The organism is Pseudoalteromonas shioyasakiensis, assembly GCF_024518675.1.
Classification (GTDB): domain Bacteria; phylum Pseudomonadota; class Gammaproteobacteria; order Enterobacterales; family Alteromonadaceae; genus Pseudoalteromonas; species Pseudoalteromonas shioyasakiensis_B.
This window is the reverse complement of record NZ_JANIGL010000002.1, coordinates 242,519-261,945: the sequence shown is the minus strand read 5'-3', so window position 1 is coordinate 261,945 and position 19,427 is coordinate 242,519. Positions and strand designations below refer to the sequence as shown.

General features: G+C 40.8%; 18 protein-coding genes. 13 read left to right on the top strand and 5 right to left on the bottom strand.

What is annotated here, in order from left to right; genetic code table 11:
- Nucleotides 1-144 precede the first annotated feature (144 nt).
- Nucleotides 145-1,455, top strand: a complete 1,311-nt coding sequence (gene fadI, locus NQT69_RS07035; protein WP_256826953.1) for an acetyl-CoA C-acyltransferase FadI — start codon at nucleotides 145-147, stop codon at nucleotides 1,453-1,455.
- Nucleotides 1,455-3,725 carry a fatty acid oxidation complex subunit alpha FadJ gene (fadJ, locus tag NQT69_RS07030; RefSeq protein WP_256826952.1) on the top strand — a complete coding sequence of 757 codons (2,271 nt, stop codon included), beginning with the start codon at nucleotides 1,455-1,457 and terminating at the stop codon, nucleotides 3,723-3,725. The genes fadI and fadJ overlap by 1 nt, the downstream gene beginning before the upstream one ends.
- A gap of 182 nt (nucleotides 3,726-3,907) precedes the next feature.
- Here the strand turns inward: fadJ and NQT69_RS07025 are convergent, their stop codons facing one another.
- Complete coding sequence (locus NQT69_RS07025; protein ID WP_256826951.1) at nucleotides 3,908-4,294, bottom strand: MmcQ/YjbR family DNA-binding protein; 387 nt, start codon at nucleotides 4,292-4,294, stop codon at nucleotides 3,908-3,910.
- Between the two features lie 193 nt (nucleotides 4,295-4,487).
- Between NQT69_RS07025 and efpL the strand changes: the two genes are divergently transcribed.
- Nucleotides 4,488-5,060, top strand: a complete 573-nt coding sequence (efpL, locus tag NQT69_RS07020) for an elongation factor P-like protein EfpL (RefSeq protein WP_256826950.1) — start codon at nucleotides 4,488-4,490, stop codon at nucleotides 5,058-5,060.
- Between the two features lie 338 nt (nucleotides 5,061-5,398).
- Here efpL and NQT69_RS07015 read toward each other — a convergent pair whose 3' ends face one another.
- Nucleotides 5,399-7,531, bottom strand: coding sequence for a putative bifunctional diguanylate cyclase/phosphodiesterase (locus NQT69_RS07015; RefSeq protein ID WP_372822961.1), 2,133 nt, complete (start codon nucleotides 7,529-7,531; stop codon nucleotides 5,399-5,401).
- 169 nt (nucleotides 7,532-7,700) lie between these two features.
- Nucleotides 7,701-10,421 carry an insulinase family protein gene (locus NQT69_RS07010; RefSeq protein ID WP_256826948.1) on the bottom strand — a complete coding sequence of 907 codons (2,721 nt, stop codon included), beginning with the start codon at nucleotides 10,419-10,421 and terminating at the stop codon, nucleotides 7,701-7,703.
- 179 nt (nucleotides 10,422-10,600) lie between these two features.
- Between NQT69_RS07010 and sixA the strand changes: the two genes are divergently transcribed.
- The 3 genes from sixA (at nucleotide 10,601) to NQT69_RS06995 (ending at nucleotide 12,336) form a co-directional block, all read left to right on the top strand.
- The gene (sixA, locus tag NQT69_RS07005) at nucleotides 10,601-11,077 is read left to right on the top strand and encodes a phosphohistidine phosphatase SixA (protein ID WP_256826947.1); all 477 of its coding nucleotides are present in this window, start codon (nucleotides 10,601-10,603) and stop codon (nucleotides 11,075-11,077) included.
- Nucleotides 11,078-11,158: 81 nt separating this feature from the next.
- The gene (locus NQT69_RS07000; RefSeq protein ID WP_256826946.1) at nucleotides 11,159-11,509 is read left to right on the top strand and encodes a RidA family protein; all 351 of its coding nucleotides are present in this window, start codon (nucleotides 11,159-11,161) and stop codon (nucleotides 11,507-11,509) included.
- 89 nt (nucleotides 11,510-11,598) lie between these two features.
- The gene (locus NQT69_RS06995; RefSeq protein WP_256826945.1) at nucleotides 11,599-12,336 is read left to right on the top strand and encodes an SDR family oxidoreductase; all 738 of its coding nucleotides are present in this window, start codon (nucleotides 11,599-11,601) and stop codon (nucleotides 12,334-12,336) included.
- Between the two features lie 2 nt (nucleotides 12,337-12,338).
- Here the strand turns inward: NQT69_RS06995 and NQT69_RS06990 are convergent, their stop codons facing one another.
- Complete coding sequence (locus tag NQT69_RS06990; RefSeq protein WP_256826944.1) at nucleotides 12,339-13,262, bottom strand: AEC family transporter; 924 nt, start codon at nucleotides 13,260-13,262, stop codon at nucleotides 12,339-12,341.
- 48 nt (nucleotides 13,263-13,310) lie between these two features.
- A complete protein-coding gene (gene smrB, locus NQT69_RS06985; protein WP_256826943.1) occupies nucleotides 13,311-13,868 on the bottom strand; it encodes an endonuclease SmrB in 558 nt (185 codons plus the stop codon).
- 136 nt (nucleotides 13,869-14,004) lie between these two features.
- Here smrB and prmB point away from each other — a divergent pair, with 136 nt between their 5' ends.
- The 7 genes from prmB (at nucleotide 14,005) to NQT69_RS06950 (ending at nucleotide 19,361) form a co-directional block, all read left to right on the top strand.
- Nucleotides 14,005-14,940 (top strand): 50S ribosomal protein L3 N(5)-glutamine methyltransferase, encoded by a 936-nt coding sequence (gene prmB, locus NQT69_RS06980; RefSeq protein ID WP_256826942.1) that lies wholly within the window; start codon nucleotides 14,005-14,007, stop codon nucleotides 14,938-14,940.
- A gap of 67 nt (nucleotides 14,941-15,007) precedes the next feature.
- A complete protein-coding gene (gene aroC / locus NQT69_RS06975; protein ID WP_256826941.1) occupies nucleotides 15,008-16,105 on the top strand; it encodes a chorismate synthase in 1,098 nt (365 codons plus the stop codon).
- An 86-nt stretch (nucleotides 16,106-16,191) separates the two neighbouring features.
- Nucleotides 16,192-16,842 (top strand): glutathione S-transferase family protein, encoded by a 651-nt coding sequence (locus NQT69_RS06970; protein WP_256826940.1) that lies wholly within the window; start codon nucleotides 16,192-16,194, stop codon nucleotides 16,840-16,842.
- A gap of 60 nt (nucleotides 16,843-16,902) precedes the next feature.
- The gene (locus tag NQT69_RS06965; RefSeq protein ID WP_256826939.1) at nucleotides 16,903-17,271 is read left to right on the top strand and encodes a DUF4112 domain-containing protein; all 369 of its coding nucleotides are present in this window, start codon (nucleotides 16,903-16,905) and stop codon (nucleotides 17,269-17,271) included.
- A 127-nt stretch (nucleotides 17,272-17,398) separates the two neighbouring features.
- Complete coding sequence (locus tag NQT69_RS06960; protein ID WP_256826938.1) at nucleotides 17,399-17,953, top strand: elongation factor P hydroxylase; 555 nt, start codon at nucleotides 17,399-17,401, stop codon at nucleotides 17,951-17,953.
- Nucleotides 17,943-19,085, top strand: a complete 1,143-nt coding sequence (locus tag NQT69_RS06955) for an ATP-NAD kinase family protein (protein WP_256826937.1) — start codon at nucleotides 17,943-17,945, stop codon at nucleotides 19,083-19,085. The genes NQT69_RS06960 and NQT69_RS06955 overlap by 11 nt, the downstream gene beginning before the upstream one ends.
- Nucleotides 19,086-19,361: a YfcL family protein gene (locus tag NQT69_RS06950; RefSeq protein WP_256826936.1), complete on the top strand. Its 276-nt coding sequence runs from the start codon at nucleotides 19,086-19,088 to the stop codon at nucleotides 19,359-19,361.
- Nucleotides 19,362-19,427 lie beyond the last annotated feature (66 nt).

The following is a 19,427-nucleotide window of genomic DNA, read 5'->3' as shown; positions in this document are numbered from 1 at the left end:
ACCGATATTTTTGTAAATAGGTTAAAAAAAGCCTATGGTTGATAACTAATTACACTATTTTCAATTTCGCTATTGGCTTTAGTACACGGGTTGTTTAGAATCGAGGAAAACAAACAGGTCAGACCTGTCAGCGGGAGAGCATAAATGTCTGAACAAAACATACTTAAAACAGCAAAGGGCGATCGTATCGCTATCGTTAGTGGCTTACGTACTCCGTTCGCAAAACAAGCCACAGCATTTCACCATGTACCAGCCCTTGATATGGGTAAGCTGGTCGTAAATGAAATGCTTGAAAGATTGAATTTCGACAAATCCGAAATAGATCAACTGGTCTTTGGTCAGGTTGTACAAATGCCTGAAGCACCAAACATTGCTCGTGAAATTGTGTTAGGTACAGGTATGCCTGTTTCGGTTGATGCCTATTCAGTATCACGTGCGTGTGCGACTAGTTTTCAGGCCATTGCAAATGTTGCTGAGTCTATTATGGCAGGCTCTGTACAAGTCGGTGTGGCCGGTGGTGCAGATTCGTCATCGGTGTTACCGATTGGTGTAAGTAAGAAACTAGCAGGCAGCTTAGTTGATTTAAATAAAGCACGCACTTTTAGCCAACGCTTAAAAATATTCTCAAAATTGCGTTTAAAAGATCTTATGCCAGTACCACCTGCAGTAGCCGAGTACTCAACAGGTTTGTCGATGGGACAAACGGCCGAGCAAATGGCTAAAACGCATAATATTAGCCGCGCTGATCAAGATGCCTTAGCACATCGCTCGCACACACTTGCTAGCCAATCGTGGGCTGAAGGAAAATTAGCTGATGAAGTAATGACGGCGCACTTACCACCGTATAAAAGCTTTATCGAGCAAGATAACAACATTCGCCATAATTCAACCGTTGAAGGCTATGCTAAATTAAAACCAGCATTTGACCGTCAACATGGCTCAGTAACCGCAGCAAACTCTACGCCATTAACAGATGGTGCTGCTGCTGTATTGATGATGAGCGAAAGTAAAGCCAAAGCATTGGGTTACAATATTTTAGGTTATGTTCGTAGCTTTGCCTTTTCAGCAATTGGTGTGCATGAAGACATGCTAATGGGGCCTGCGCATTCAACACCGATTGCCCTTGATAGAGCAGGGATCACACTGGCTGATCTTGATTTAATTGAAATGCATGAAGCATTTGCAGCGCAAACACTTGCTAACATGAAAATGTTTGCATCAGATAAGTTTGCCCAAGAAAAACTTGGCCGTAACAAAGCCATAGGCGAAATTAACATGGATAAGTTTAATGTGATGGGCGGCTCGCTTGCATATGGACACCCATTTGCAGCAACCGGCGCACGACTTATCACTCAAAGCTTACACGAACTTAACCGTCGTGGCGGTGGTTTAGCATTAACAACAGCTTGTGCGGCCGGTGGTTTAGGTGCAGCCTTTGTATTGGAGAGTGCGTAATGACAGACTCAGTATTTAGTTTAGCAATTGAAGACGGCATAGTCGTTGTTACTATTGATGTGCCGGGTGAGAAAATGAACACCCTGCGCGATACCTTTGCCGATGATTTAAAAGTGTTGCTTGATGATGCTAAACAGCAAGCAGTAAAAGGTATGGTATTTATTAGCGGTAAGAGCGATAACTTTATTGCTGGTGCTGATGTTAAGATGCTTGATAGCGTTGAAAAACGCGAAGATGCACTTGCTATCAGTGAGCTGTGTCATCGCGCGTTTTTTGATATGAAAAAACTCCCGTTCCCAACAGTCAGCGCGATTCATGGTGCTGCACTCGGTGGGGGTTTAGAGTTTGCGCTAGCGTGTGATTACCGTGTGTGTTCAAACAGTGATATTACCAAGTTAGGCCTGCCTGAAGTACAACTTGGTTTATTACCCGGCGGTGGCGGTACGCAGCGTTTACCAAAATTAGTGGGTTTACAAAAAGCCTTGGAGTGGATGTTAACAGGTAAGCAGGTTCGTGCTAAACAAGCTAAGAAAGCGGGTTTAGTGGATGACTGCGTACCGCAGACAGTTTTACTACGTGTGGCTAAAGAATTTGCACTAAAAGGCAAAGCAAAAGCAGCTAAACCAAAACTTGACCGTATTAGCCAGTTACTTGAGTCAAACCCATTTGGCCGTAACATTATCTTTAAAAAAGCCCAAGAAAACGTACTGAAAAAAACCGGTGGCCATTACCCAGCGCCATTGGCCATCATTAAAGCAGTGCGTGCAAGTGTTGAGCTTGATGAATTAAAAGCTTACAAAACAGAAGCCGAAGGTTTTGCAACCTTAGTAATGAGCGATGAGTCAAAATCATTGCGCGGTATTTTTTTCGCGACCACTGAAATGAAAAAAGAATGGCGCAACGATGATGCCCCAGCCATTGAAAAAGCGGCCGTATTAGGCGGTGGTTTAATGGGCGCAGGTATTACTCATGTTAGCGCGGTTAAAGCAGGTGTACCTGTTCGTATTAAAGATGTAGCAGAGCAGGGTATTAGTAATGCCATGAATTACAGCTACAAAATTTTAGATAAAAAGCAAAAGCGCCGTATTTTATCTAAAGCCGATTTACAGCAAACCATGAGTAAGATCACCGGCACAACAAACTACAGTGGCTTTAAGCATATTGATATTGTTATTGAAGCGGTGTTTGAAGATTTAAGCCTTAAGCAAGGTATGGTTGCAGATGTAGAGCAGCAATGCCAAGACAACACTATTTTTGCGAGTAATACGTCATCGTTACCTATTTCGCAAATAGCGGCACAAGCGGCTCGCCCTGAAAATGTAATTGGTTTGCATTACTTCTCGCCGGTTGAAAAAATGCCATTGGTTGAAATCATTCCACACGAAGGCACGTCAGAAGAAACCATTGCACGCGTAGTGAACTTTGCCCGTAAGCAGGGTAAAACCCCTATTGTTGTTAAAGACATGGCAGGGTTTTATGTAAACCGTATTTTAGCACCTTATGTAAATGAAGCGGCTAATTTACTGCTAGCGGGTGAACCAATTGATAAAATTGATGCTGCATTGGTTGAGTTTGGTTTTCCTGTAGGGCCATTAGCGCTGCTGGATGAAGTAGGTATAGACATAGGATCTAAAATTGCACCAATTCTTGAAAAGGAGCTGGGTGAGCGTTTTAAAGCCCCTGATGCGTTTAGCCGTTTAATTGACGCAAAACGCTTAGGTCGTAAAACCGGCCGTGGTTTTTATATCTACGATAAAAAAGCCAAAAAAGTCGATGAATCAATCTATGAGTTATTAGGTGTTAGCCCTTCACCGCGTTTAAATAAAAACGAAATCGCTAAGCGCTGTGTTGCTCAAATGCTTAACGAAGCAGTACGCTGTTTAGATGATGGCATTATCGCAAGCCCACGAGATGGTGATATTGGTGCGATATTTGGTATTGGTTTCCCACCATTTTTAGGTGGTCCATTTAGCTATATGGATAAATTGGGTGCAAGCAAAGTAAGTTCTGAAATGGCAACCTTTGCTAATTACAACCCTGTATTTACGCCGTGCGCTACACTGGTTGATATGGCGGATAAAGGCGCAAGTTTTTATCAATTAGAGCCTGTCGTTTCCAAGAGTACACTAGAGGCTGATGAAAAACCAAACGCTGTTGAAGATACACCAGTTGAAGCCGCTGAGGATGAGGTGATTATCACGGCAGCACCTGAGCCTGATAGTGACGCTGACATTACAGAAGAAAAACAACAAGATGATCAAAAGTCTTAAGTTTTCAATCTAATAAAAACGCACCCATGAGGTGCGTTTTTTTATGCCTAAACTAAAACACTTGTGCATAAAGTAGCATTTATAAATTATATTTATTAGCAGTCTAAAGTTATGGTATGCATATAGGAAAGTTTGAGGGGAAAGTATTGCACTGAGTAAAGCACTCAGTGCAACAAGAGTTACTACATGTGAATTTCTATCGCTTTACGATCTTTTTCAGGCATGTTTGCAACAACTAAGTTAAATGAATTATCGATCATGCGCTCAATCTCTCCCTGTGGTACAGAACCATCAAGAATAACAGTATTCCATAACCGTTTATTCATATGATAACCAGGTATCACAGAAGGAAACATATCCCGCAAAGCTTGGGCTTCATCAGGATCGCATTTTAAATTCATCCACCAAATTGGGTTGCCATCTTCATCTGTTTGACCTTCTTTACCTACTGATAATGTGGCAAACATTTTGTGGTTTACTTTATATACATCAACTTCTTGGCCAAAAGGTTTGGTAACCAAAACCAGAGGTTTACTTGTTAAATACTCATGTGCTATGTGTTGATCCATGATCCAGTCCTTGAAGTCATTTACGGTATAGTAACCATAGCAGCTTTTTCGTAGTTTAGTCATGAAAAATCGTCTAATAGGTATAATTTATTAGGATTATCAATCGTCAGTCCCTATACAGAGATTTTGTTGTTGCAGAAATATAATGCCGTGGTATGTTTCTGAAGATTTATAAATTATAGGAATTATACAAATGCCTAAGGCAAGTGAAGTAAAAAAAGGTACTGCCATTGAGTTTAATAACCGTGTTTTAGTAGTTAAAGACATTGTTCGCTCTGTGCCACAAGGCCGTGCAGGTGGAAGCTTATACCGTATGCGTTTATACGATGTAGTAACTGGTACTAAAGTTGACGAAACATTTAAAGACAGTGATATGCTAAAACTTGCTGATTTAATTCGTCGTGAGTCAATGTTCTCTTACATCGATGGTGATGAATACGTGTTCATGGATAATGAAGATTACACACCTTATAACTTAAATAAAGGTGCAATCAGCGAAGAGATTTTATTCGTTAATGAAGAAACACAAGGCGTTCACGTAATTGTTATTGATGGTGCGCCTGTGGGGCTAGACTTACCATCAAGTGTGGAGCTCGTAGTTGAAGAAACAGATCCATCGATTAAAGGCGCTTCAGCAAGTGCGCGCTCAAAACCAGCGCGTTTATCTACAGGCTTAATAATTCAGGTGCCAGAGCATATTTCAACGGGTGATCGCATTCGTATTAATACGGCCGAGCAAAAATTTATGGGCCGTGCTGAGAAATAATTCAAACACCCTATTAAATGAGCCGGCTTTTGCCGGTTTTTTTATGTGTATCAATGTGAAAATATGTTCGCTATTTATGTCTTAGGGTTTCAAAAATGGTTAGCTTTCGCTAAACTGCGCGCTTGATTTTTCAGCAGTGCCGAGGCTTGGTTGTATTTCTTTATTTGTGTATTTTTTATTGTCGTAATGTATTTAGAAGTGATTAAAAAGGGTATGCCGGTGAAGCGTTGGCTTGTGCTTGCTGGCTTGCTAGGGCCAATAGCATGGTGTTTATTTAATTTACATTATCGTAGAGCATTTCTTCGCGGTGTAGGGGCTAACGCGTGTATTTGGCGCCCCTAAGCTTGATGGATTAGACTGGGCGCTGATTCATTGAGTTGTTTTTGTAAAAACGCAGTGAATTCAGTTTTTGATAAGGGTTTAGAGTAGTAATAGCCTTGCATGGTCTCACAGTTAAGTTGCTCTAAAATAGCTATTTGATCGGCTTCTTCGACACCTTCTGCAACGACATGTAAGTCTAAGTTGTGGGCGATGGTGACAATTGAATCAACCATATTGCGTCCGCGTTCATTTTCCATGTCATCAATAAACGCTTTATCAACTTTTAAAGTATTAAGCGGAAATTGCTTCAAATACGCCAGTGATGAGTAGCCCGTACCAAAGTCATCCATTGCTAAATGAATACCACGCGCACTGAGTGAGCGCATAATTGAGATGGCTTCTTGTGGGTCATCCATTACAGTACCTTCGGTGATTTCTAGCTCTAAAAAGTACGAAGGCAGTTCATTCTTTTGTAAAATCACGTCAATGCGAGTTGTTAAATCAGGTAAGCTAAATTGCTTGGCTGACAGGTTTACGGCAACACGGCCATTAAATAAACCGGCATCAAGCCATTCTTTTACATCTCTACACGCTTTGTTTAATACTACTTCACCGATTTCAATGATTTGACCTGTCTCTTCGGCAATTGGGATAAACACACCTGGACTAATAATGCCTTTTTTAGGAGTGATAAAGCGTACAAGGGCTTCCATGCCGGTAAATTTACCTGTGCGAATATTCATTTTAGGTTGATAATAAACTTCAAAATGATCTTCTTTTAGCCCAAATCGCATTAAGTTTTCAATTTGCAGACGCTTAACCGCTTGGCGGTTCATTGTATCGTTGAAGAATAAATAGCTATTGCCTTTCTTTTTCGCGTGGTACATCGCAGTATCGGCGTTTTTAAGCAGTAACTCTGGCGTATTTCCATCTTCAGGAAACAGCACGATGCCTAAACTAGAAGTGATCACCAACTCATGCCCCGCCATTTTAAATGGTGTCGCGATAGCGGCTAAAAACTGTTTCGCCATTCGAGTGATGGTGTGAATATCGTTTGTACCAGACATTACAAGAGCAAACTCATCACCACCTAAGCGATAGAATACATCTTTTTCACGGGTGAGCTTATTTAGCCGCATAGCTAATTTTGCTAATAAACTATCGCCGAGTTGATGGCCCAGTGAGTCGTTGATTTTTTTGAAGTTATCTAAATCAAAAACCAATAGCGCATGGTGGTCGTCTTGCTTAGCGAGCTTTTTTAGATCAGTAAAAAATAGGTTACGGTTCGGCAAACCGGTTGTTCTATCCCGATTTGATAAATTGTGTAATTGCGACTCAGCTTTTTTCCGCTCAGTTAGATCTGAAAATACCACCACATAGTTACATACTTGATTGTATTCATTTTTAATTTCATCAATGGAAATTTCTATAGGTAATACTTTACGGTCGCTATTGCGTAGTTTTACTTCTTGCTGCCAATGCTCGGTACGGCGAACGGTATTTTTTATTTCTGCAATATAGCTTTCTTCGTAGCCTTGTAAGGTAAATGGTTTGTTGAGATAGTTTTCGCGGTTGCCACCAAATTGACTTAAAAAGCTAGGGTTTAAATCCACAAGGTTGAAGTTTTTATCGTAAATTGCTAAAGCATCAGTTAAAGACTCTACGCATTTGGCAAATAAATTTAAGCGGGCTTCGGTTGATTTTAATAGCGTGATATCGCGGACAGTCCCGGTCATTCTGAGTGGGTTAAGGTTGGCATCTTTTTCAATAATTTTGCCACGATCGAGTACCCAGCGCCAACGGTCAAAGCTATCTTTAATTCGGTAACTTGCTTCAAAAAAAGCGGTTTGCTCAGCAAAATGTTGTTTAAGTAAAAGTTCAACTGTGGCTAGATCGTTAGGGTGGATAAGCGACTTATTAGGCGGGAAGTCACTCGCAGAGTTTCTATCCATCATGTACTTGTCATTTATACGCAGTACGGTGCCTGAGTCTATATTCCAGTCCCATAGAGTATCACCACTGCCTTCCACCGTACTTTTTAGACGGTGTTCAGAAACACGTAATTGCTTACGCGAACGGCGTAATCTATAAATGGTAACTAACAAATAGGGTAAAACCAGCGCTACAAAGGCACTGGGTATATAAACCATTATAGTTTTTTGATCGATTAACTGTTCGCTATAAGTAAAAGGGTTATAACTAAACAGTAAAAATACAAATAAGGTTAGTTTCGATGTTATTTTTTTTATTGTCTTTTTAATTATCATTATGTGCTTCTTCAATTCTCACCAGATAATTTAATAGAAGCACTGGGTTGTGTCAAAGAGAATGAGAATAAACAGCTTGTTTTGTTTGTTTCTTCAATTTTGCCACACTTAATAGCTCATATCTTGCCCTATCATCATCAAATGTTGCATAGATATACTGTTTCATTTGCTCAAGTGTTAATTCATTTAATGCACTTAATAATTTTTGCTGCATATGGAATTTGTGATCTTGGTTGCCTATGGCAAGCCAAAGCCTTTGCGAGCGTAAACGTAAGTTTTTATCTTTTTCTGCGATATGTGTTTTTAGGCCATGTTTTTGTTGCTGCCACTGCTGCTCATCAAGTGTGTCTAGGTTGCTAATAAAATGAGCTAAAAACTCATTGTGGCGTTCAAGCAATGTGGTAGCGCTATGATTTGGTGACTGGACATAAAAAGCAATGCCAGCGCGAGTATTGAAAGGAGCATACCCAGCACCGACTAAATAACCTAACTGTTGTTTTGTTCGTAGCTCATTAAAGTAGTCTTGATTAATTAAATGATTGAGCACCATCATCATAATTTTTTCGCTGACATCGCTGCTGATTGCTTGATAATAAACGACCATTGCATTGTCACTGCAGTTTAATTCAAATTGTGCGCGCGTGATTTTATTTATTTCGTATAAGGGGCGTGTTAAATCGGCAATAGTAGCCGACTTTGCTAAGTGATTGGCGACTTGTTTTTGAAACTGAAGAGCATCACTCTCGCGCCAATTACCGTGTAAAAATGATTCAACATGTAACGCTTTGAAAAACTCAGTTCTAAAACAGTTGAATTGATGGAAGCTTGTGTCTTTTAGTGCTGTTGCAAGTGCTTCTGGCTCAGGGTTCCATGGCATGACTTTAGCGCCAAGTACGCTAAATAATTCGCCAACAGGCTTGTTTTGATTACTATTACGCCAGTGTCTTACCAATTGCTTTTTATATTCAGCAAAACGTTTAGCGCATATCTCTACATTGAATAACGCGTTTAATAACTCATCAACTAGTTCTAATTGGCTTGATGAAAGGCCCGCAGTGTGTAATGTGAGACCACCTTGGTGTGAAGTTAAGTGATAGCTTAAACCGGCTAACTCAGCTGGGTAAAATTGCTCTGCTACACTATCCATAAATAAATCGGCAAATAGTCGTGTTAGCGCCATGTGCTTAATATCTTTAACTGCGTAGTCAGAGTCCATTGCTAAATAAAAATGTCCTTTAGCAACACGGAAGGTGTTGTCTTGTTTGAACCAAAAATCAAACCCGGGCTCTTTTACTAGTAACGTTGGTTTAGTTTGCGGTTGTGCTACATCAAATAAAGCCACATCTTTGGTTAAGTAAGGGTTTGCTGTGGGCAATAGCATCTCTGGCAATGGCACGTTTATTTCGCTTAATGCATCTAGCCAACAACTCGATAATGATTCAACACGATAGGGAGTATGGTACCACTGAGTTTTGTGCTCGGGCTCAACATCCGGGTGAATAAGCACAATGCGCATGTTTTTAGGAACTAACCACTGCATTGCTGTTTTATGTGATGGCTCGTCAAAGCCCTCCATTAAGTAATCACCTTGGACATAGTTAGCTTCATCATAATGTTGCATATTGATGCTTAGATTACTTACCCAATCAATAAGTCGTGCCTTTTCTTGATTATCAAAGGCTATTTTGAGTAAGTTTTTTTTGTCTTGGTACAGGCGCGGTAACTTTTCTACATTTTGGTTAATTAAACATATGTATTCAAATACCATCTCAACAATGTCTTCGTAATATTCAATACCTTCATCGGTGAGTGCCATACTGATATTAAAATCTTTAAAATTGCTGCCATTTATACCACCACCGGCTGAGAGTGCGTTTATCCAACCTTGCTCTTTTAAAATTGAATATAATGATCCCTGTCCTTCATACCCTAATAAGTGGGCAATAAAACTCACCGTTTTATGGCGGTAAAACTCATCGATATTTGGCATCGCAAAGCTCACTATGAGTTTTTGCATATGCTTATGTGGCTCAATATGAAGCACCTTGCATAAATCCTGCTCACGATAGAGATCAGCTTCGATAGCTGGCTTTTTAGTGTTGCTGCCTTTGATATCGTTAAACAGGCTTGTTACCCACTGTTGCATGGTAGTGATTTCTTCGTTTGCGCAAACAACCAATGTCATCCATTGGGCTTGATAATGGGAATCAAAAAAAGTCCTTAATTCATCACTGATACACAAATCACGATCGGCTAATGTTTGCAGGTTACCCACCGAAAACTTAGCAAACGGGTGAGCAGGGTTGACGGTTTCTTTATGAGCTTGATAAATACGACGGCCATCATCTTTTATTTTTAATTTAAATTCAGCCTCTATCGCATTACGTTCTTTTTCTGTTTCGGCAGGGTTGAGCAGTGGAGCAATGAAAAAACGGCTAAATTGTTTTAGCGCATGTGCAAACTCTTGATTATTAATATCAAAAAAGTAGCAGGTATGCTCAGTACCAGTCCACGCATTGGTATTACCACCAGATTGAGATACAAAATTACTAAAGCTGTTTGACTCAGGAAACTGATCAGTGCCTAAAAAAAGCATGTGCTCTAAAAAGTGTGCTAAGCCTTGCCTATCAACAGGATCATCAAAGTGTCCAGCGTTTACAGCCATAGAAGCGGCAGCTTTAGTTGAATCTTTATCTTGCACTAGTAGCACTTTTAGACCATTGTCCAGTGTAAGAGGGTGGTAGGTTCTGTTATCATTGCGGCTGATATTCAAATGATGCTCCTGAAACTTACGTTTACTTGTTAACAACAGATGATATCTTCAGGGCAGTAATTGTACTGCAATGCTTAAATGCCTGAATATCATAAGCGATTGGTGTTACGTTGTTTTAATATAGCGGACAAACAGGCAAACTGGCTACTGTTTTATATTCTTTAATCGGTTGATTTTTTATGAAAACAATCTTAATTATGCGTCATGGCGAAGCAACACCGATGCAAGCTGACGATGAAAGTAGAAATTTGACCCTAGTTGGCCAACAGCAAGCAGAAAAAATGGGAAAGTGGTTACAGCAAACGCATACTCCAGATGCTTTATTAGTTAGCCCCTACGTGCGAGCTCAGCAAACGGCAATGGGTGTTAAAAAGAATAATGCTTTTGTATACGAAGAAACTTGCACTGACATCACTCCAGAAGGCAACCCGCAAGTGGCTGCGGATTACCTTGAAACCCTAATTGCCTTACACCCCGAGTGTGAGACTTGGTTAGTGGTAGCACATATGCCGATAGTTAGTTATTTAGTTGATCAGCTAAGTAATGGCAATATGCCTATATTTAACACGGGAGCTGTTGCGGTGATCAGTTATGATGATACTCAGCAAAAAAGCCAATATTTGAGTATACACTCCCCAGTCAGTGTTGAGGTCTAGAAATTATTTCATCCTAAATTGTTAACTTTCTTGGTCTTACTTTGCTAAATTAGTGCCAAATAAATTAACGAGAGAATGAACATGACTATCGAACGTCTTCAAACGGGTGCGCGTATGAGCCGCATCGTTAAACATAACGGCACGGTGTACTTATGTGGCCAAGTGTGTGCAGATGCAGAGCAAGGTATTAAAGAACAAACCCAAACTATGCTTGATAAAGTAGAAGCACTTTTAGATGAAGCAGGAAGCTCAAAAAAGCATATGCTCAGTGCCACTATTTATGTAAAAAGCATGGACTTCTTTGCTGATATGAATGCGGTGTGGGATGCGTGGGTGCCAGCAGGACACGCTCCTGCTCGTGCCTGTGTGGAAGCTAAAATGGCGCGAGATGCCTTATTAGTAGAGATATCAGTTGTCGCTGCAATTAAATAATCCCCTAAAGCGGCTTGATCGAAAAGTATAAACTCAACAGGTCGCTTAAAAACTTACAGTAGATTAAAATTTAACCCTCAGGATAGACAATGAGCTCAAATCCAGTCGTATTAATAACCGGTGCTAGCCGTGGAATAGGTGCTGCGACTGCCATTCATTTCGCTCGCCATGGTTACGATATCTGTCTTAATTACAAAACAAATCACGTTCAAGCGAAAAAAGTAGCGCAGCAAGTTGAAGGTTTTGGTGTGAAGGTTGTTATGTTGCAAGCTGATGTTTCTAGCGAAGAAGATGTAATTGCCATGTTCGAAAGTATTGATAATACATTTACTAAGCTAGATGTGCTGGTCAATAACGCCGGTATTTTAAAGCCGCAAATGAAGTTAATTGATATGGATGCCAATCGTATCAATGAAATACTGATGATGAACGTCACCAGTGCATTTTTGTGCTGTAAAGAGGCGATAAAACGTATGCATAACGGTGGTAGTATCGTTAATGTGTCGTCGGGTGCAGCAAAAACAGGGTCAGCTAATGAATATATCGACTATGCCGCGTCTAAAGGTGCGCTGGATACTTTAACTATTGGCCTTGCCAAAGAAGTAGCGCAGCAAAATATTCGTGTGAACGGTGTTAGGCCAGGGCTTATATATACCGGTATGCATCGTGATGGTGGTGAAGCTGAACGAGTCGATAGGCTCAAGCAAAAGCTCCCTTTAGGACGCGGCGGAGAGCCTGAAGAAGTGGCCGCTGCAATTTACTTTTTAGGGTCTGAGCAAGCCTCTTTTACTACCGGAAGTTTTATTGATGTTGCAGGCGGGCTTTAAACTTACAAAAGCACCGATAACCAAAAGCTAAAGCTTACCACACTCAGCACGGTTGAAAGCACCACGGCACCAGCCAGTGTAACTTGATGCTTACCAATTTGGCTAGCAATGAGGTAGGCGTTTACCCCGACGGGAGAGGCACTTAACAGTACCAACACATTTAAAATCTCTCTATCGAGTGAAAATGCATAGCTGCCGATTAAAAATACCCCAGCAGGAAGTACAAGAATCTTCATTAATGACGCAATTAAAGCGGGCTGCCAGTTAGCCGCGATTTTGTAAAATGCTAAGTTTGCGCCCAGTACAAATAATGCGCAGGCAATCGCTGGCGTTGCTAATAACTCTAAACTATTGGCTATATTATCAAATAAGTGAATCCCGCTTACGTTTAATAAAAGCCCACAGCCAATACTTAACACTATCGGGTTTAACACCATGCTTTTAATAAATGTCGGCCATGAAAATGCGTGCTCACTGCCTTTTGCACCGATCAGATAGGTTAAAGCAAATAATAAGGTACTGTGAAAAGTAATGATCATAAACGCGATGGCTATCATGTCTTTACCTAATGAGGCAATAACAATAGGTATACCTACCAGCACCATATTTGAGTAACTTGATGCTAAGCCAAATACGCTGTGTTCTTGGTAATTTTTTTGCTTTGCTAAATAAAAGCGATCGATAACAATGCCACAGACAAACACCAATAATACCGGGATGTAAAAGCTAAGAAATGCAGATAAGCTAATGCTTTGCTGCAGATCAATACGTGACATATTAAGCAATAGAAAAGCAGGTAAACTGATATAAAAAGTAAACTTGCTGAGTCCTGCAATGTGTTGTTGTTGAAAAAATTTTAATTTACAGCAGCTGTAACCAAGGGCAACAATAAATATCAGCGGAAAGATAATTGAAAAAATGTGCACTGCTTTATTGCCTTAAAGTAAAAAGTGAATGTCGAGCTTAACTAATGGTTAACGTCTAAATTCATCACTTTGTGGTAAGTTAATTAAAATAAGCACTGCGCCTTTACCACCGTATTCAAGGGGGGCTTGATGCATTGCGATCACATCGGGGTGTTGTACAAGGTATTGTGGTACTTTATGTCTGAGTATATGCCCACCAATACCATGAACAACGCACGCACAGTAGTAATGTTTTTTCTTACACTCATGGATTAAGCCTGCTAACTCGTCTTTAGCAATTTCTTTATTCAAGCCATGCAAGTCTAAGGTTAAATCAGGAATAAAATCCCCACGACGCAATTGCTTAGCTAAAAAGCGGTCTTGACCATCTTGCACATAATTAACTGTACCGTTAGTGTCTATATCTGGCACATACTCATCAGAAAAGAAAAATTCTGATTGTTGTTGCTTTTTTTGCTGGGCAAATTGCTTCGCTTGTGACACTTTAGGTTTATTAGCAAAACGATGGGTGTCTTGTTTAAATACACGGGCACCGTTAATACTTTGACGAAACAAGTCAATGTCGTCAGTGCTGATTTGGCTGTTTGAGTGAGGATCTTTTTTCATAGCGGCAGTCTAAACAAAAAAATGCTAAAAATCGAGTAAAAACCGATGTTGAAACGAGTTACAATAGGGCAATCAAGAGGTTAATCCACCTCGATTGAATATACATTTTTTGAAAGTAAGCAGGCAGATAACACACATGAGCGAATTACTAATAGAAGAAGCAACCTTAGATGAAGCTGTTGCAGAACTTTCAACATTGCATGACTGGTTACGTTGGACAACCAGTCAGTTTGCCAGCAGTGGTATTTTCTTTGGTCATGGGACCGATAATGCATGGGACGAAGCGGTTAGCTTATTACTTCCAGCATTAAGTTTACCAATTGATGCACCAAAAGAATTAATGCACGCACGGCTTACAAGCACAGAGAAAAATCGCCTAGCGGGTTTAATTGCAGAGCGAATTAATGATTTTACACCTGTTCCATATCTAACCAATATAGCCTGGTTTGCAAATATGCCATTTTATGTGGATGAACGCGTATTAATTCCTCGCTCACCGTTTGCTGAGTTGATTAATAATCGCTTTACACCTTGGTTGCAGCAACCTGAGTCAGTTAACCGCATTTTAGACTTATGTACTGGCTCTGCATGTATTGCAATTGCTCTTGCACAAGCATTTGAGACTGCACAGGTCGATGCAGTTGATATTTCATATGAAGCACTTGAAGTGGCTGATATTAATATTACCGATTATCAGCTAAATGATCGTGTACTACCAATTCAATCAGACGTATTTAGTGGTGTACCAGGACAAAAATACGATCTTATCGTTGCCAATCCACCGTATGTTGATGCTGAAGATATGGCCGACTTACCGCGTGAGTTCCACCATGAGCCAGAACTAGGTCTTGCATCGGGTCATGACGGCCTCGATGTTACCCGCACAATATTAAGTGAAGCAGCAGAACATCTAACTGATAACGGTTTGTTATTTGTCGAAGTGGGTAACTCTATGGTACACATGGATGCACTATATCCAGGCGCGCCGTTTGAATGGGTCGAGTTTGAGCAAGGCGGCCTAGGCGTATTTGTGATCAGCAAAAAGCAGCTAGTTGAATATTTCGCGGACTGAGCAGCATAAAAAATAAAAGCCGAGCCTTAGGCTCGGTACTTAGTAGTCATTAGGAATGAGGAAAGCAATGGCAGGTAATAGCATAGGGCAATTATTTAAAGTGTCCACTTTTGGTGAAAGCCATGGCGTCGCCTTAGGCGGGGTTGTCGATGGCACACCAGCAGGCCTTGAAATCACAGAGGCCGACTTACAAATAGATTTAGACCGTCGTAAACCAGGGCAAAGCCGTTATACAACGCAGCGCAGGGAAGAAGACCAAATTAAAATTCTTTCGGGCGTCTTTGAAGGTAAAACCACAGGTACTAGTATTGGTTTACTGATTGAAAATACCGATCAACGCTCAAAAGATTACGGTAAAATTAAAGATGTATTTCGCCCTGGCCACGGCGATTATACCTATTGGCATAAATACGGCTTGCGTGATTACCGTGGCGGTGGTCGTTCATCGGCTCGTGAAACCGCAATACGCGTAGCGGCAGGCAGCATTGCTAAAAAATACCTAAAACAGTTTCATGGTATTGAAGTCCGTGCCTGTTTAAGCCAACTTGGGCCAATAAAAGCTGAAAATTACGACTGGAATGAAGTAGAGAACAACTTATTCTTTTTCCCTGATGCCAGCAAGCTTGAAGCCCTTGATGAATATATGCGGGATTTAAAAAAGCAAGGCGACTCAGTGGGTGCTAAGGTCAAAGTTGTGGCCAAAAATGTTCCTGTAGGCCTAGGTGAACCTGTTTTTGACAGGCTTGATGCTGAACTTGCTCACTCATTAATGAGTATTAACGCAGTAAAAGGTGTTGAAATTGGTGATGGTTTTGATGTGGTTGAGCAAAAAGGTTCAGAGCACCGCGATGAGTTAACACCGGACGGCTTCACCTCAAATCATGCTGGTGGCGTATTGGCGGGAATTTCGACTGGGCAAGATATTATCGCCTCAATCGCGCTAAAACCAACATCAAGTATTACTATCCCTGGTAACAGTATTAATACTGAAAATGAAGCGGTTGAGATGATCACTAAAGGTCGCCATGACCCGTGTGTAGGCATTCGTGCCATTCCAATAGCCGAAGCCATGATGGCAATCACACTGATGGATCATTTACTGCGCCAACGCGGGCAAAACCCACATGTTAATCATGAACATGGGCCAATAAACGGCTCAGTGTAACGGGTTGGGTTTTTATAAACCTCAGTTTTTACTCTTCAAAACGCGATTTTTATCGCGTTTTTTGTCGCTTTGTAAAAGGATAATCAATGCAATTATTTATTGGTAATAAAAACTACTCGAGCTGGTCTCTACGAGCATGGTATTTAATGAGTAAATTCAATATTGAGTTTGCTGAGCAACAACTTGTTTTAGATACACCTGAGTTTTATAGCGAACTGCAAAAACGCTTTACGGTAGCAAAAGTACCTGCATTGATAGATGGCGAATTGCAAATATGGGATTCGTTGGCCATTTGTGAATACATCAATGATGCTTATTTGTCTAATGCAGCCTGGCCAAAAGCGGTCGCTTTGCGAGCACAAGCGCGAAGTATAAGTGCCGAAATGCATTCCGGGTTTATGGCACTTCGTAATGAAATGCCGATGAATATACGGGCAACGCGTCACCTTGAATTATCCGATGCAGCAAAAAAAGACCTTGCACGCATCGATGAAATATTTTCCACACAGCAAACGCTTTATCCAAACAGTTGGTTGTTTGGTGAATTTAGTATTGCAGATGCTATGTATGCCCCAGTTGTATTACGGTTAAAAACATATCAACTTAACTTATCCCCGTTAGCACAGCAATATTGTGACACTGTAATGGCTTGCTCTGTACTACAGCGTTGGATCATTGAATCTAGGACTGAAACAGATATTGTACAAGCGGATGAAGCTGGCGTTGATGTTATTTAGTCAATTTCATTGATATGGGGCAGCCTTATCTTGATAGGCTGCTTTTGTGTATGAGGGTTTATGATTAATAACATTGATCACCAAGCAACGTTAAAACGCTTAGAAAGGTTTAGTCGTTTCACTGATAGCAGTATAGGCATACCCTTTACTCGTTTTAAGTTTGGTATTGAAGCACTTATAGGGCTTATACCCGGCATTGGTGATTTAGCGGGGCTGATATTATCAAGCTATATCCTTTTTGAAGCCCAGCGCCTAGGTGTGGGCTCGCAACTAAAGTCACGCATCATTATAAATATGTTGATTGATTTTGTGGGTGGATTGATCCCGTTTTTTGGCGATATTTTTGATGCTTATTTTAAAGCGAATACGCGTAATACTCAGCTTTTGAAACGCTATCTTAGTGAAAGCGCCAATGTAGGTGAAGTATAAGCGGTTAATTGACTATGCCTAGGTTTTTTATAGCGCAAGATTTTTACTTTATCTTTAAAAGCTCGTACAATTCGCCTCGTTTTTACAGCGTACTAGTTACCGTTTATCGAGGCCTTTTCAGATCTATATGCATCAAATAGCCGATCTAATATCTATTTTTGAGTCGAATTTTTATCAAAGCCATAATACGCGCTTGGTAAAAGGGGAGCATGAGCCTGTTTATATGCCAGCAAACGAGCAAACGCCTTACCACCAAATCATTTTTGCCCATGGCTTTTATGCCAGTGCTCTGCACGAGGTGGCTCATTGGTTAGTGGCAGGTGATAAGCGACGATTATTAGAAGATTACGGCTATTGGTATTGCCCTGATGGCCGAGATAAAGCCCAGCAGGCTGAGTTTGAAAGCGTTGAAATAAAACCCCAAGCAATTGAATGGGCGCTCAGTGTTGCCGCCGGTTTTGAGTTTAATGTATCGGTTGATAATTTAAATGGTGAGCAAACCTGTCGCTTTGACTTTCAAGCACGAGTTCATCAGCAAGTTTTATATTTACTGAGTAACGGCTTTAATGTGCGTACCCATAAATTACTTAAGGCCTTAAGTGAATTTTATAACACACCGTGGCCGATGAGTGCTACTCAGTTTGCATGGCAGCACCCAAAGGAGCTAAAGAATGCAGTTTAAATTAGGCTTAATTGTAAACCCTGTTGCAGGTTTAGGTGGCAGTGTTGCATTAAAGGGCAGTGACGGTGTAGAGACCGCCGCAAAGGCAATTGAATTAGGGGCACAGCCTAAAGCTAACATACGGACTAAAGCCGCTCTTGAGGTATTATTACCCCATAAAGCACAAATAACGATTTTCACGGTCAATGATGCTATGGGTGAAAATACAGCAAAAGCGATGGGCTTTGCGACACAGGTTATTTATCGTAGCGAACGTTCTACAACCAGTGAAGACACCGAGCTTGCAGCCAAAGCATTGCAACAGCTTGGTGTTGATTTACTTTTATTTGCTGGTGGTGATGGCACAGCGCGCAATATTTGTCATGCGGTGGATGACAGTGTTCCTGTGCTGGGCATTCCAGCAGGCTGCAAAATTCACTCTGGTGTTTATGCCATTACTCCTAAAGCGGCGGGTCGTGTTGTTGAGATGCTGGTAAAAGGTGAGCTGGTAACGTTAGCAGATGCAGATGTTATGGATATTGATGAAGATGCCTTTCGTCAAGGAACAGTCAAAGCAAAGCGCTATGGTGAAATGCAAGTGCCGAGTGAAGTACGTTATGTACAAGCCGTTAAAAATGGCGGTAAAGAAACTGACGAATTAGTGCTGGCAGATATTGCCGCCTATGTTGTGTCTGAAATGGATGAAGATTTTAAATATATTATGGGCAGTGGCTCAACCGTTGAGGCCATAATGGAAGAAATGGGTCTTGAAAACACCTTGTTAGGTGTTGATTTAGTACAAGATCAAGCCGTTATTGGTCAAGATTTAACGGCGCAACAGTTACTGGATGCAACTAATGGCATTGATACTAAATTAGTGATCACTTTAATTGGTGGCCAAGGGCATATTTTTGGCCGTGGTAACCAACAATTAAGTCCTGCACTTATTCGTGCAATCGGTAAAGAAAATATTATTGTTGTGGCAACCAAAACCAAATTACAAGCCTTAAATGGCCGACCACTGATTGCTGATACTGGCGATAGTGAGTTAGATGATGAATTAAGCGGTTATATCCGTGTTACAACCGGATTTAACGACCATGTTATGTATGCTGTGGGTCACCAAGATACCCTGCAAGTACAGGAGAAGTAAATGAGTTTAGTAAGTTATATAGATGCAGCGCAGCAATACTTTGATGATTTAGTCATTAAAGCCACTGATGACGAGTTGTTTGCCGGTGGTTATTTACGCGGTCATTTTGATTTAGCTGTGGGGTATGCACAAGTTGAAGAGCTTAATTTAGAAGTATCAGAGCTCAATGAAACGGTTGAAAAAAGCTTAGTGAAAGCCTATCGCAATGGCGAACTTAATGAAGACGATAAAGCGCTTGTTGTACGTATTTGGGAAGAAGTAAAAGCGCTGGCGTAAATGTAATTCATGCGAATAGATATAAAAGCGGCTGAATGGCCGTTTTTTTGTTCATGCACACAACAT

Bases quoted from the DNA above. Each gene is read 5' to 3' on its own strand.
- NQT69_RS06950 (WP_256826936.1), top strand. From the start codon at position 19,086: ATGAGTTTAGTAAGTTATATAGATGCAGCGCAGCAATACTTTGATGAT.
- efpL (WP_256826950.1), top strand. From the start codon at position 4,488: ATGCCTAAGGCAAGTGAAGTAAAAAAAGGTACTGCCATTGAGTTTAAT.
- NQT69_RS06965 (WP_256826939.1), top strand. From the start codon at position 16,903: ATGATTAATAACATTGATCACCAAGCAACGTTAAAACGCTTAGAAAGG.
- fadI (WP_256826953.1), top strand. From the start codon at position 145: ATGTCTGAACAAAACATACTTAAAACAGCAAAGGGCGATCGTATCGCT.
- prmB (WP_256826942.1), top strand. From the start codon at position 14,005: ATGAGCGAATTACTAATAGAAGAAGCAACCTTAGATGAAGCTGTTGCA.
- NQT69_RS06970 (WP_256826940.1), top strand. From the start codon at position 16,192: ATGCAATTATTTATTGGTAATAAAAACTACTCGAGCTGGTCTCTACGA.
- NQT69_RS06955 (WP_256826937.1), top strand. From the start codon at position 17,943: ATGCAGTTTAAATTAGGCTTAATTGTAAACCCTGTTGCAGGTTTAGGT.
- NQT69_RS07000 (WP_256826946.1), top strand. From the start codon at position 11,159: ATGACTATCGAACGTCTTCAAACGGGTGCGCGTATGAGCCGCATCGTT.
- NQT69_RS06995 (WP_256826945.1), top strand. From the start codon at position 11,599: ATGAGCTCAAATCCAGTCGTATTAATAACCGGTGCTAGCCGTGGAATA.
- NQT69_RS07015 (WP_372822961.1), bottom strand. From the start codon at position 7,531: ATGGTTTATATACCCAGTGCCTTTGTAGCGCTGGTTTTACCCTATTTG.
- NQT69_RS07025 (WP_256826951.1), bottom strand. From the start codon at position 4,294: ATGGATCAACACATAGCACATGAGTATTTAACAAGTAAACCTCTGGTT.
- smrB (WP_256826943.1), bottom strand. From the start codon at position 13,868: ATGAAAAAAGATCCTCACTCAAACAGCCAAATCAGCACTGACGACATT.
- NQT69_RS06960 (WP_256826938.1), top strand. From the start codon at position 17,399: ATGCATCAAATAGCCGATCTAATATCTATTTTTGAGTCGAATTTTTAT.
- fadJ (WP_256826952.1), top strand. From the start codon at position 1,455: ATGACAGACTCAGTATTTAGTTTAGCAATTGAAGACGGCATAGTCGTT.
- aroC (WP_256826941.1), top strand. From the start codon at position 15,008: ATGGCAGGTAATAGCATAGGGCAATTATTTAAAGTGTCCACTTTTGGT.
- sixA (WP_256826947.1), top strand. From the start codon at position 10,601: ATGAAAACAATCTTAATTATGCGTCATGGCGAAGCAACACCGATGCAA.